Annotated in this window: 10 protein-coding genes; 3 read left to right on the plus strand and 7 right to left on the minus strand. The window is 53.2% G+C overall.

The features are described from left to right. Positions 1 to 323 precede the first annotated feature (323 nt). Entirely contained in the window at positions 324 to 1,073 is a 750-nt protein-coding gene (locus tag KOR42_RS07570; protein ID WP_146508470.1) for a DUF5343 domain-containing protein, read from the plus strand. 151 nt (positions 1,074 to 1,224) lie between these two features. Beyond that, positions 1,225 to 1,368 carry a hypothetical protein gene (locus KOR42_RS26490; RefSeq protein WP_197440954.1) on the plus strand — a complete coding sequence of 48 codons (144 nt, stop codon included), beginning with the start codon at positions 1,225 to 1,227 and terminating at the stop codon, positions 1,366 to 1,368. Positions 1,369 to 1,724: 356 nt separating this feature from the next. Here the strand turns inward: KOR42_RS26490 and KOR42_RS27815 are convergent, their stop codons facing one another. From KOR42_RS27815 to KOR42_RS07605, 7 genes are all read right to left on the minus strand, one after another. After that, positions 1,725 to 1,835 carry a PEP-CTERM sorting domain-containing protein gene (locus KOR42_RS27815; protein ID WP_146510025.1) on the minus strand — a complete coding sequence of 37 codons (111 nt, stop codon included), beginning with the start codon at positions 1,833 to 1,835 and terminating at the stop codon, positions 1,725 to 1,727. Between the two features lie 663 nt (positions 1,836 to 2,498). Then, a complete protein-coding gene (locus KOR42_RS07580) occupies positions 2,499 to 3,476 on the minus strand; it encodes an NAD-dependent epimerase/dehydratase family protein (RefSeq protein ID WP_146508472.1) in 978 nt (325 codons plus the stop codon). A gap of 132 nt (positions 3,477 to 3,608) precedes the next feature. Continuing rightward, on the minus strand, positions 3,609 to 4,757 hold the full coding sequence (locus KOR42_RS07585) for a sulfotransferase family protein (protein ID WP_146508474.1): 1,149 nt from the start codon (positions 4,755 to 4,757) through the stop codon (positions 3,609 to 3,611). 416 nt (positions 4,758 to 5,173) lie between these two features. Beyond that, positions 5,174 to 6,037, minus strand: a complete 864-nt coding sequence (locus tag KOR42_RS07590; protein WP_146508476.1) for an SDR family NAD(P)-dependent oxidoreductase — start codon at positions 6,035 to 6,037, stop codon at positions 5,174 to 5,176. 277 nt (positions 6,038 to 6,314) lie between these two features. Beyond that, entirely contained in the window at positions 6,315 to 6,752 is a 438-nt protein-coding gene (locus KOR42_RS07595) for a ComEA family DNA-binding protein (RefSeq protein ID WP_146508478.1), read from the minus strand. A 131-nt stretch (positions 6,753 to 6,883) separates the two neighbouring features. Continuing rightward, positions 6,884 to 10,006 carry a YXWGXW repeat-containing protein gene (locus KOR42_RS07600; protein WP_146508480.1) on the minus strand — a complete coding sequence of 1,041 codons (3,123 nt, stop codon included), beginning with the start codon at positions 10,004 to 10,006 and terminating at the stop codon, positions 6,884 to 6,886. Between the two features lie 398 nt (positions 10,007 to 10,404). Next, positions 10,405 to 11,568 (minus strand): glycosyltransferase family 4 protein, encoded by a 1,164-nt coding sequence (locus KOR42_RS07605; protein ID WP_197440955.1) that lies wholly within the window; start codon positions 11,566 to 11,568, stop codon positions 10,405 to 10,407. 422 nt (positions 11,569 to 11,990) lie between these two features. Here KOR42_RS07605 and KOR42_RS07610 point away from each other — a divergent pair, with 422 nt between their 5' ends. Next, positions 11,991 to 12,923, plus strand: coding sequence for a UDP-glucuronic acid decarboxylase family protein (locus tag KOR42_RS07610; RefSeq protein WP_146508484.1), 933 nt, complete (start codon positions 11,991 to 11,993; stop codon positions 12,921 to 12,923). Positions 12,924 to 12,934: the final 11 nt, after the last annotated feature.

The following is a 12,934-nucleotide window of genomic DNA, read 5'->3' on the forward strand; positions in this document are numbered from 1 at the left end:
CTCTTCGTTGAGTTTGTGGGTGTCCTGTTCCCTGTGCGCAGCTTCAAGGCGTTTAAGCGTTAAGTCGTCCACTTGGGAGTACACGTCCATTTTCAAGAATCCAACGACAACCGACCTGTTCTTTGGGTTTGCAAGATAGACAACTCCATCGACCTGGTCGCAGACTTCTAGTCTCACGGGTCTGTCACCAAACGCCCGAACGACAACAGACTCACCAATCAGCAATCTTGTCTTTTCTCCCAAGATTGTGTGTGTCGACATTGTGTACCTCGTCGTATTGTAGTACGCAGTACACGCAGTACATCAGCAGAACGGTGAATTCAATGGCGAAGGAAAAGGTCGGCCTAAAGCCGCCATACTGCTCGTTTTCCACCCTGAAAACATTCGTTGAGAACTTACGCGAAACTGCCGTCCCAAAACAAATTGACCGCAGTATCATGCCAAAGATGTCAGGGGTGACGCAAGGTCAGTTATTGTCGGCCCTTCAATTTTTGGGCCTGACGGATTCGGACGGAACTACGAAGGATCGCCTTCAAGAACTGGTTGACAGTCAGTCCGCAGATGCATGGAAGGCAAAGATCAAAGAGGTGATCAACGATTCTTACGGTTCTGTCGTTGGCGACTTAGAGATATCGTCTGCTTCGGGAAAGCAGTTGCGCGATCGTTTCAAGAATAATTCGGGAATCGATGGCCAAATCCTTGCGAAATCACTCCGGTTTTACATCTCGGCGCTCTCCGAGGCTGGAGTCGATTACTCACCGCATTTTAAGGACGCGACAAAGGGCCTCGCTTCTGGAAGGTCGAGAAGCACTAAGAAGCAGGCCACGCCTCCGGTGCAGGGCGGAAACAATGGAAATGGAGAATCCGGAGGAGAGGAAGTCCAAGAAATCTCTGAAAAAGAGACGGACATACCAGGCACGATCCGCTTACCGATTCCGTTCAAAAACAAGCCACATGGATACATCGTAGCACCTGAAAAGTTAAGCAAGGATGACATGAAGATTGTGGAAATCGCCGTTCATATGCTTTCGGCGTACGCAGTACAGGAAGAAGTGGAAAACGACATCGAGTGATGTTAAAGACAAAAGGGGTGGCTGCAACCACCCCTTTTTACCAGATGGCATAATGGAGCGCCACCTGGTCGGGACAGAGCCCCTTCAGCGTAGAAGGTATTTTTCACTCTTGTCTCGAAAATTGCAAGCTCCATTTTCTTGGAGTGTGAGCATGATCGCTCTCGCAAATGGGCGTCCTGCGCCCAAAGGCTATCGCTGGATCTCTTGCAAAGAGGTCAAGCACTGGCGAAGTGGAAAAATGATTCGTCGAAAAGACGGGTTGCCGTTCCGGTTCCTTGTGTGCGATAAGCGATAACCTGAGAAACTGGCGGGTAGCCACTGATTGAATCAGCAGTAAATTGTTGATCAATTGTGTAGGGGGGCTGGTTCCACGAGCTTGAGGTTTTCCTCCTACCCGCTATTTTCTTTTCTTTCCCCCGTGACGAGTTCTGCGTCTAACACAAGAAAACAGCCCGCCATTTCTGACGGGGCTGTGGAGTAGTTGAAAAAGTTTCTGCACTCGAATGACAAATTAGCGCTGTAGGGTTTGCCAGGTTTGAGGAAGAAAATTCTTCACAATGAAAACCAGTCTTTGCTCCCGTGGTAGAGCCAGTTCACGTGGTGTCCGGTTCCGATACAACTTAATTTCGATTTTGGCAGTTATTAGAAGATTCAATTTAGCACTCCTTCAAGTTTCCGTAAGCACTTCCGCGCAAAAATCAGCAAACCCGCGATCCTCATTCCGAGCAAGGCCAGTGACGACGGTTCTGGAACCGGTTTGATGGCTTGCGTGTAGGTCTACTTTCCATGCACATAGTGTGTTAAGGGGAATTGATCGAACGAAAAGCGGGAAAGGTCTCTAGACGATGAACCCCACATTCGAGGTGACCTGCGTTGCATGTTCCCTCAGATTGGTAATAGTATTCCAGTCTGCGCGGACGGCAACAGCCGAGATCCGGAAAATCCCAGCACTCAACTGTTAACAATTCTTACTCAGGGGGATAGGTGCGACAGTGCGCATGATTGTGTGCCCAAACAGCATGGTGAGAGCCATAAAATAAAAAATCCCGGAAACAGAGAGTCCTAGGGGGGCTGAGGACTTCGATCTATTCCCGGGGGCGATGAGCGTCTTGCCGGACCATCAAAGGCTGCTCATCCCGCCTTCGATGAGGGCACCTTATGGCTTACGCAAAAGTGGGTCAACATGTGTTTTGATAAAAATGAACGTTGATCCATCTCTCTCAAACCCGAGCGGGCCTGCAAGTCGTAAGATGTTCTAGAAAAGCACTTTACGAGCAACTGAACGCGAGGCAGCAGCCCGCAGAATCTGCCGATAGGGGACTTGCGCGTAAGTCCAGGAAACTCGTTCGCGAGGGCGTTTGCGTACGCTGATTGAGGAGAAGCTGTCTGGGGATTCGAGATTGTCCGCCGTGAGAAATTCGTCGATCAGTTTGCCTGCTCGGAGGATCTCTTCCACTCGATGATGTCGTCCAGAATTTCGCTAAGCGTCAGGGATGGCTTCCATCCGAGAGTCTTCTGTAATCGGTCAACGTTGGGGACGCGGCGGCGTACGTCTTCGAAGTCGTTTCCATAGGCTTCGGTGTACTCTCGAAAGTTGACGTCAACGGAGGAGTCGACTTTCGAGATGACGGTCTTTGCGAGCTCGTGAATCGTCACGGGCCGGTCGCTTCCGATATTGAAAATCCGACCGACCGCCTCGTCTGATCGGACGAGTTCATCAATGCAGCGAATGACTTCTTTGACATGGGCAAAGCATCGAACCTGTTGGCCATCGTCATAAACGATGACCGGTCCGCCGTTCATTGCCTGATCAACAAAGCGTGGAATGACCATTCCGTAGTTTCCGACCTGACGAGGACCGACCACATTGAAGAATCGGCCGATTACGATCGGAAGCCCGTATTTCGCATGATAAGCGAGGGCGAGAAATTCATCGATGGCTTTCGAGCAGCCGTAAGCCCAGCGGGGTTTGGAAGTGGGGCCGAAGTGTAAGTCTTCGTCTTCGTCCCAGCACTCGTTTGGGTTCTTTCCGTAGACTTCGCTTGTTGATGCGAGGAAGAAGCGGCAACCGGTTTGAGTGGCGAGTTTCAAAAGCCACTCTGTGGGATAAATGTTCGTTTCGATCGTGCGGACTGGATCATCGGCGACGAGTTTCACTCCGACAGCGGCAGCGAGATGGTAGATAATGTCCTGGCCGCGAACAGCTTCGGTCAGAAGGACCTGATCGGTAATTGACCCAGTCAATCGCGTCAATCGCGGGTGACCTGCGACATGTGCCAGGTTATCTGGACGTCCGGTCGAGAAATTGTCGAGTACGGTGACTTCGTGTCCATCTTCGAGGAGTTTCTCGGTGAGGTGGCTTCCAATGAAACCTGCTCCACCTGTAATCAAGCACTTCGACATTCTCTTCGTCCTTTGGAAACTCTCTCTGTTGTCACGCTCAACCATTCACATGGTTTCTTTGCGACGATCATCTGAAATCAAAGCATCTCCTGATCGGAGACCTGAGCGATGATCTCCAAAGGATTCGAGCAACTACGCAGCTTCGATCTGTCCATCATTGGGAGGGGGATAACCGAATTCATCGTAAGCTGCGCGACAACGCTGGTAGACTTCCTTGACCCAATGCGGATCGCGGTCAAATTTATTTTTCTTGTACTTCTTCAGTTCTTCAACTTGCGGTTCGATGGCTGCTCGCATTGCGTCCACGTTTTGCAAACTGAGCTGCTCGTAGATCCGATTCATCTGCCCCAGCGGATCTGCAGCGAGCTCTTCGTACTTGACCTCGCACAAGTCCCCTTCGGGAATTGACCATTTGTTGGTCTGATAGCTGGTGAATCCCTCGTTGTACCATTTGATGACGTCATCCTCGAAGCCGCCCTTGGGGTTTTCTCCGAGAGTGTTTTCCGTGGCCATTGTTTGGCGCAAATGGCAGTTCGAGTTGAAGACATCGAACGGGTCGCGATAGATGTAAATGAACTTGGCCCCCGGATACATCTTGAGCAACGTCTGGATGCGGAACGTGTGAGAAGGGGACTTCAGGACGAGTTGTTTGGGCGTTCTCAATGTCACTTTGCGGATAAGTGTGTCGAGTGCCGAACACCATCGCTGTCGATCTTGTTCTGAAATGGCCTCGATGTCGATGTATCGCCGAATGATCTCAAATTGATAGGGGAAGGTGACCATCAGATACGGTGACAGCTGTGTCATCACACACAACGCGACTTCATCTTCCTGCGCGACATCCCATCCAACGCGGACATTGTCCATGGGGCGGCTTTCGGGAATGAATGCCGCCGTTAATCGAGACGCGACTGTTTGTGTTGTCAGAAAGTGCCACGGAAAGACGGTCTGGTAGAGCGTGGTCGTTGTGAACTGCGGATCGGAATCCATCAGATTGTGGAGGAGGGTGGTTCCGCTTCTCCAGAATCCAAGGATAAAAATCGGTGGAGCAACTGGCTCGGTTTCGCGGATTCGACGCCCATACAACAACGACTCGACAGCGGCCATTGTTGAGTTGTAGAGAGCCATTGGTGGCAAAAGGGCGATTCTGCCTGCTTTGGTCCAACTCAGCTGAGGACCAAGTTTCATCAGATTGTACAGACCGGAAATCTTCATCCCATGCCAGATTGAGAACGGCCCTTGCGAGGAGCGCTTCGGCTTCGTCTTCTTTTCTTCCGACATGACTTCAATATTACTCCACTAAAGATTCAAGCTTGTTGCGGTCAATGAGGGTCGCTGCGACTGAGCAACTTGAAGAGCAGATTCGGGAGTTTCCCGGCTGAACGCAAACCGCATCTCTGCATTATCTCTCCATCGACAGAGCAAGCAACCCTCTCGACGCAATTCATTTGCGACAGATCGGAGTCTCTAACTTCGCCGATCGTGCCAGGACGAAACCCACAGAATCCCCGGAATCGGAACGCAAACACCGAAGTTGGCCGGAGCTTCGCAGAATCTTGTTTCGAAACTCACTGCGAAATGTGGACGTTCACGTGTCCCGGCAGCGATCGAAGCGTGCTCGCCGAACACTTCAAATGCGTGACGAAGTCGTCGAGCGAAACAGCTCCGGGCGAGTGCAGAAAAGCGGTCGAAATGATTTATCCGGCAGCACGTCGAGGCGGCAACGAGTCCTCAGCAGGGCCAGTCGCATCAAGTGAGGGGAATTTGATGGAATTCTGTGGCTTCTGACCGATCATTTGCCCCGGAAGCGGAAACGCGGCGTTCCAGCCGAGAGGCAACGTAACTCCAGTGATCCAGCGGGCTTCGGGAGATGCCAGGAATGCCACCGCAGCCGCCACATCTTGAGGAGACCCCACTCCAAGCGGATGAGATCGTTCAAGCTCGGCGAGGACATCTTCATCGAATGTGGAGAGGTACTTCTTGAGCATGGGAGTTTTGACGAGTGCCGGGGCCACGCAGACCGCTCGAATTCCTTGCGGAGCCATTTCGGCGGCGATGGATTGTGTGAGCCCGATGAGGCCCGCTTTCGAGGCTGAGTAGGCCGGAAATCCTGCACATCCAGCGATTCCCAGGACGGACGCGATATTGACGATCACGCCGCGATCGGCGGTGAGCGATGGAAGAAAGCTGCGAATCACCCGCATCGCTCCCGTGAGATTCACATCAATCAGCGAAAGCCAATCTTCATCAGACGTCGACGTAAATTCTCCTGAATGATCAATCCCGGCGTTGTTGATCAGGACATCGGTCTCGCCGAATCGATCACGAACTTTCTCGCTCGCAGCATTGACTTGCGATTGGCGTGTGACATCACACTCAATGGAAAGAACGTCGATATTACGTTTTTCGAGGCGTTTCAAAAATCGCTTTGGTTCTTCGTGCCAGAGCAGGGCAAGCTGAGCCCCTTCTTGTGCAAGCTGGTCAGCAATCGCGGCTCCGATGCCACGGTCATTGACTCCAGTAATGACTGCAGCCATGCCTTCAAAACGACGTTTCGACATCCTTGTCTCCCCCCAAGATCAATTCGATTCCGTTGCACGCGATCCAATGCGTTTCACGGACGTCAGTGATTCTGATCGGTTTGGCGATTTCCGGCAAGGTGGATTTTCGCCTTCCACAAGCCCGAAGTTGGATAGGCGGAACAACTTGCAGCGGCAGCTCAGAGCATGTCGCGATTGTTTGGAGGGACTGTTGAGATTTTCGCTCGATCGAATCGACAGTCACGTAATGGAGATTGCGGGGCGAAGGTTGATGGACGAATAGCTTTACCTGGGCTGTCTATTCGTCGATGTCATCACTGCATTGAATGCAACTCAGATGGGGACGCATTTTATCGAGCGTCACATCGCCAATGCCGCGAACTCGCTGCACATCATCAATCGAGTGAAAGGGACCGTTCGCGGAGCGGTCGTCAACAATCGCTCGAGCAGTGACTTCGCCGATTCCTTCGAGTTGCATCCACTCAACCCATGTGGCGGAGTTGATATCGATCTGGTAGAGCGTCTGCTGTCCTGCCGACCGGACGATTTCGACTTCTGGTTTGCGTCCCGTGTTCTTCGCAATCCAGATAATTCCAGAAAGTGAAACGGTGCAGAAGCACATCGTCAGCAACAATCGGCGATCCGATTTTCTCAGCCCCAGCTCTGTTTGATTCGCTGTGGGCGAAGCATCATGATCACTAGGTGAATTGGCTGGCTCTTTGGAAGACGAAAGCATAGTCCGTAGCTCAGGCGGGAAGCGTGGAGGATCGCGAAAAGAGCCATTAGACCAATTCCGGTGCCTCTCTGCATTCGCCTGAACCGGTTTAAAACAACGTGCATCGAAGTGACTTTGGGCTGCGACTTAAGTCAGTCCCGATTGCGGGAGCGACTTCGGCTGGAGCTCGAACCGGAAGACCGACTTGAACCCGATGACCGCGACGAGCGTGACGCCCCTGATGAACGACTGCTCGACGAGCGTGACCGAGTCGACGGAGATGAAGAACTCCGCGATCGACTCGAGGATGACGACGAACGGTTTGATGCCGAGGGCGTACTCCGCTGAGTGCTGGGAGACCGGCTCGACGTTGATGGAGTCCGTGAGCGACTACTGCTGCTGCCGCTTCGGGTGCTCGGTGTCGAGCTGCGGAGACTGTTGATCCGTTGCTGGAGCGATTGGCTTGAAGACGACCGCGAACTGGAACTGTTGGTCGACGGCCCCGCTCGTGGCGTACTGCTTGATGATCGCGGTGTGGTCGTCCGCTGCGGTTGAGATCGAAGTCGAGAGGAATCGATTCTCTGTTGAGGGTTCGAAGACCGGGATGGCTGTCGATTTGCTCGGTCCTGAGACGAATTCGTGCTCGGTTGGCGGATGGAATCAGTTCCTCCCTGACGCAAAGTTCTCGATTGGTTTGGCTGCGATCGTGTCGAAGGGACAGTCGTTGGTCTCGAACTACTGGAACGATCATTCCGGTTGGTTGAAGAGCTGTTTCCGGATCGAGAACGGTCAGTCGAAGGAGTGGTTGATTGAGTTCTGGAACGCTGCTGGAGCGCTTCGATCCGCTGTCGAAGCTCGCTGGGCTGTGTTGATGAGCGAGATCGGTTCTGACTCGAATCCGTGTTTCGAGACGAGTTGCGGTTCGTATTCTGTTGTTGCTGTCTCATCGCCTCGATTTGCAAGCGCAAGTCATTGGAGCGAGACGAACTTCGGTCGTTCGACGGAGTCTGTGGTGAAACCTGGCGTGGACTGTCAGCCTCTCGGTTCCGTGACGAAGGTGAGCTCTCCTGTCGGTTCTCGAGACGTTCTCGCAACGACGATCCGGAGGCTCCCCGCGACGGCTGACCAGAATCGGGCCTCTGTTCTGGCGATGTTGTCGGACGTTGCCGGGATGACTCAGGATTCTGAGAAGCAGCTCGTTGAGCAGCTTCAATCCGTTCACGCAAACTGTTCATTGATGGTTGCGAAGAAGAGTTCCTGCTCTCCGAACCGCGGTCACGGCTCGAATCGGAATTCCGGTCCCGAATGGCATCAAGTCGCTCGCGGACATCCGAAGCTGTCGGGGTGTTGGACCCGGAGCCTGGACGGACCGTTGGATTTTCATCGGATCGGCTCCGTTCGCGATTTTCCCTCGATTGGGCTGTGTCGCGATCGCTTCCCCGCTCGGTGCGAGGTTGATCACCGCGATTCGATCGCGCAGCTTCTATTCGCTCCCGAAGCGAGTCCATGTCGGAACGACCGGAAGAATTTGAACTTCGCGAATCGGAACGGTTGGTTACTTCGCGACCTGAATTCCCCGGCGAGCGGGGATCCGGATCTCGGGAACCATCTCTTGATTCTGTGCGTTCACGAACTGCATTCAAACGGTCACGGATCGAATTCGAATTCGGGAGTTTGATCGACTCAGCACGTGAAGCAATGTCGCGATCGTTTCCGAATCGTCCGTCGCGGTTCCGATCGTCTCCGGAAGGGCGATTGCTTCGATCTTCCGGATTACGCCCATCCCGGTCATTGCCGAATCGTTCGCCTCCCGGACGGTCACCGCCCGGACGCTGATCACGATCATTGCCGGCCAGCGAACCTCGACCTCTCGGATCACCGTCGCGATTCCGAATTGATTCAAAGCGTGAACGGAAATCCGTCAACTCACGGACAGCCTTGTTCGACCGCTCTGAAATTCGATTCCGGTCGACTTCTGCGATAGTTCGGAAATTATGGTGATCCGGACGGCCGGGACGTTTGAATCGATCGATCGACTCACTGAGAACGGACTGTTCGAAGACAGATCGATTCCGAGAGCCATTTCCTAACGCAAGGAATGTTCGAGTGCGATCGTAGGTGCGCGGCGGTCGGAATTTTTCATTCCGATCATAGTAGCTGTGCCAACTGACCAAACGGTCGTATGTTACACGGCGTCGTGGATTCTGGTAGTAGGCATAGATTGGATCGTAGGCATATCGTCGCTGATTGTAACGTCGTTGATGGACGAAGGGATAGATTCCCCGGTTGCGATAGATCGGAGCGTAATAGTCCCCGAAGTAATAGTGTCGATATCGCGGACGCACGAACAAATGCGTCAGAAGCGGACTGATCCCGATCCCATACCGTGGTCGGTATCGATAGCCATAGAATCGATAGGGGTAGGCGCGGTTCCAGAATCGAATTGGCGAGAAGAGGAGTCCTCTCCGGACGAGCGGGTAGTCCCAATATCCGGAACAGTAAACATATCCTCGCGGCGTCCATGAGTAACGCGAGGGAACCCAGATGTAGTCCTGATAGGGCTGTGTCCATCGTCCTGGCTGCCAGACGTAAGACTGGTTCTGATATGACCAGTTGCCCGGAACCCAGAAGTGTTCTTCAGACGGCGCAGGAACGTTTGGCCCCTCTTCGAGACTTTGTGGAGGCTCTGGCAAATAGCTCAACTCATCGGCATCAGCGGATGTCCAGAACCCCGGAACCCACTGATAGCTCCCTTCAGTTTCCGCCCAGTATCCGGGAATCCACTGCTGATTGGGAGGAATGTCGCGCCACAATCCGCTGACCCAGATGAAGTCATCGAGATCTTCATCCCAGGCCCAGTATCCGGGAATCCACTCGACGTTGTTTCCTTCAGGCATTTCTTCCGGAGGAATTTCGTCGATGAGATCGGGTGGATGTTTGGTAACTGTCAGCCCCGGTTCCGGGTCTGCAGAATATTGTTCGGCGAACGCTTCATGGATGGGGCCACGAGTCAGGACCTCGCTTTCCACATTGGCGGGATCGGCTGCTTCCGGTGGATCTGCGACATCCCCATCTTGATTGTTGTCTGTGACGGGTGGCTGAAAGTCAGCTGCCGGCAACGGCGGAGGAGGTGGAGAGCTCTGGGAAGTGGCATCGTCTTGAGCGTGTAGACCTCCCGTTGTGCCTAAGAACACGATTGAAAGTGTGCTTACAAACACAGTCGAGAGAAGCCACGAGGTCTTTCTGGCTGTCGAGTGCATCGAACGTCCAGTCATCAATGCGATCGCCAAAGTTGATTCGATCAAATGGCCATCAAGGGAGTGGGGATTGCGTGTATTCTCGCAATCAAACAGTGAACTGGCAAATTTCCGGATGAGTTACATGTCACGAATCGCGACAAAAGATCGGCAGAATTCGCCAGTGGCTGGTAGAGCATCTCGCGTTCCGGTATTTCGGAACCAATCTCCCAGAGTTGATGAAAGATTCAACACGTCGACTCAGCGAGAGCCGTATCAGCATTCATAAGAACGACTTAGGCGTCCGGGGCGAGCTGTTGAATTCATTCCAGAATTGCTCGAACGTCGGATGTGGCACTAGCGCAAGAAAGTATCAATTTGACCCTTTGCGCAGTCCGAAAGACGACAGCCCACAATAAGGCCCACAATAAGATTGGTCAGCGGACTCTCGGTGTGGCCGATTGAACGACAAGGTTTCGGTAGAGCTGAAGGTACCGGCGAGCGGTTGTCTGCACACTCAGTGTTGTTTCAACAAGCTCACGGCATTTTGTTCCCATCACTGGCCAGAGCGGAGCTTGATCAATCATCGAGACAATCGCCACAGCGAGTTGATTTGCTTCCTTGCCTCGCGCAATTTTTCCGGTCACTCCGTCTTGAATGAATTCGGACGCAACGAGTGACTCCGTTGAAAGCACAGGAATTCCAGTCGCCATCGCAGACAAAATGTTCCTCTGAGATGCGAGCGTGTGAGCCGTCGAGATCAGAAACCCGCTCTGCTTCAACAATTCGTCTGTAATCGGTCGGTCACCGAGAAACTCAACGTGATGTGTGAGCCTGAGCGAGCTGACCAACTCGACCGACTGGTTCAAGAGCGGACCGGTGCCTGCGATCTGAATTTTGAAGTGCGGGTAGCTGTTGACGACTGAACGAACGGCGTGAATGAGTGCTTCAAACCCGTATTCGCGATTGCATTCGCCAATCGCGATCGCTCTGAGTTCCGAACTTGGTCCGTAAGGGAAGAAACGTGTCGAATCAATTCCGAAGGGAATGGTCATCATCTGTTCGCGATTTGATTGATTCTGCTGGCGACACAGCTCTGTGACTGCTTCAGTAATTCCAATCACCCGGTCGGTGAACTCGTTCGCAATTCGGAATTGCCAGAGAGATTTTCTGTCTGCCCCACAGCCGCGACCGTAGTGCGTCGCAACAGAAATCGGCGTTTGAGACCACTTGCACGCGATCGCACCATGAAACTGCGCCGCAGTCCCGTGCATATGCAGGACGTCGATTTCGTTCCGATCGAGAAATTGACTGAGTTTCCGGAGGGCCTGAATCTTCCCGAACAATGATCTCTTCAGAGACTGAACGGGAAAGCCGGAATCCTGCAGGACTTCGGCGGTTTCACCGAGATCGTGAAGCGCGACGAAAGAGAGTTTGGCGTCGTTTGGGCTCGTGCAGGTCGCCAGTTCGACGAGGTGTCGCTCAACGTCTCCGGTGCACAGCTTCTCAGTCAGGTGGCAAACTCTCAGGGACTCATTGGACTCCCCCGAGGATGCCCTCGCGGAGACAGAAGCCGAATCCGAATGAGTTTCAGACGACATGAAAGATTCCGTCATTACAAATCAGTTGAGTCGCTGGTGACCAACAGCCTCGACGTTTCGAATTCGAAACTGCAGACCTCCCGCGTTCTCAGCACAGTTGCCAACAGTGCTGACGCCTTTGAAAACATGGAGTCGAAACCGCAGTGGTGTATCGAAATTCATGAGATTTCGGAATAGGGAGTTGGCGCAGCACAACCGCGCCGTCACAACGACTCTCGATCGGAATTTGCCTATGCGACCGGATGTGACAGTTGTGTGGAGAAAGACGCGGTCGATGCGGGAGCTGAACTCGCGACGGGCCACACCATCGATTTAATAGAACCGGCTGTTGTCGTTCCTGCCGCGAAGGGCTGAATCCGACGAAGTGGCTTCCGTCCACATCCGATACACTGGAAAACAGTCCAATTATCAAGAGGTGTGATGTGTCGACGATTCTCGTCACTGGGGGAGGGGGCTTCCTCGGAAGTCATTTGTGCGAACGGCTGCTCAACGAAGACAATGATGTCATTTGCGTGGACAATTTCTTTTCCGGCCGAAAAGAGAACATCCGCCACCTGATCGGGCATCCCAACTTCGAAGTGATCCGCCACGACATTGTGCACCCTCTTCACATCGAAGCAGACCAGATCTACAACCTCGCCTGTCCGGCGTCACCGGTTTCGTACCAGCATAATCCGATCAAGACGATCAAAACGTCGACCCTCGGAATGGTCAATATGCTCGGCCTAGCCAAACGCTGCGGAGCGAGAATTCTGCACACGTCGACTTCTGAAGTTTATGGCGATCCGGAAGTTCACCCACAGACAGAAGACTACTGGGGCAGCGTCAACCCGATCGGCCCTCGCAGCTGCTACGACGAAGGAAAGCGAGTCGCTGAGTCGCTCTGCATGAACTACCACCTGGCCCATAATATGGAGGTTCGAATTGTCCGAATCTTCAACACATATGGTCCGCGAATGGCTCCGGACGACGGGCGCGTTGTCTCCAACTTCATCATGCAGGCGCTTCGGGGAGAGGAACTGACCGTTTACGGCGACGGAAAACAGACTCGCTCGTTCTGCTATGTTTCCGATCTCATTGACGGTTTCATTCGAATGATGAAGCAAGACGAGCAGGTTGGCCCGATCAACCTCGGGAATCCCGTTGAAAACACGATGATCGAGCTCGCGGAAACGATCCTCGAGATCACCGGTTCCAAGTCAAAGATTCGCTTTGACCCGCTGCCGAAAGACGATCCGAAACGCCGCTGCCCGGACATTTCTCGCGCGAAAGCACTTCTTAAGTGGGCACCGCAAGTCGATCTCAAAACCGGCCTGACGCACACGACGAAGTATTATCGAGATACTCAGCTGTAGAGTCTCGCGGC

It is taken from the genome of Thalassoglobus neptunius (genome assembly GCF_007859735.1).
GTDB classification, from domain to species: Bacteria; Planctomycetota; Planctomycetia; order Planctomycetales; family Planctomycetaceae; genus Thalassoglobus; species Thalassoglobus neptunius.

Coding starts and splice junctions, on each gene's coding strand:
- KOR42_RS07595 (WP_146508478.1), bottom strand. CDS start 6,752: ATGCTTTCGTCTTCCAAAGAGCCAGCCAATTCACCTAGTGATCATGAT.
- KOR42_RS07570 (WP_146508470.1), top strand. CDS start 324: ATGGCGAAGGAAAAGGTCGGCCTAAAGCCGCCATACTGCTCGTTTTCC.
- KOR42_RS07600 (WP_146508480.1), bottom strand. CDS start 10,006: ATGACTGGACGTTCGATGCACTCGACAGCCAGAAAGACCTCGTGGCTT.
- KOR42_RS07605 (WP_197440955.1), bottom strand. CDS start 11,568: ATGTCGTCTGAAACTCATTCGGATTCGGCTTCTGTCTCCGCGAGGGCA.
- KOR42_RS26490 (WP_197440954.1), top strand. CDS start 1,225: ATGATCGCTCTCGCAAATGGGCGTCCTGCGCCCAAAGGCTATCGCTGG.
- KOR42_RS07590 (WP_146508476.1), bottom strand. CDS start 6,037: ATGTCGAAACGTCGTTTTGAAGGCATGGCTGCAGTCATTACTGGAGTC.
- KOR42_RS07585 (WP_146508474.1), bottom strand. CDS start 4,757: ATGTCGGAAGAAAAGAAGACGAAGCCGAAGCGCTCCTCGCAAGGGCCG.
- KOR42_RS07580 (WP_146508472.1), bottom strand. CDS start 3,476: ATGTCGAAGTGCTTGATTACAGGTGGAGCAGGTTTCATTGGAAGCCAC.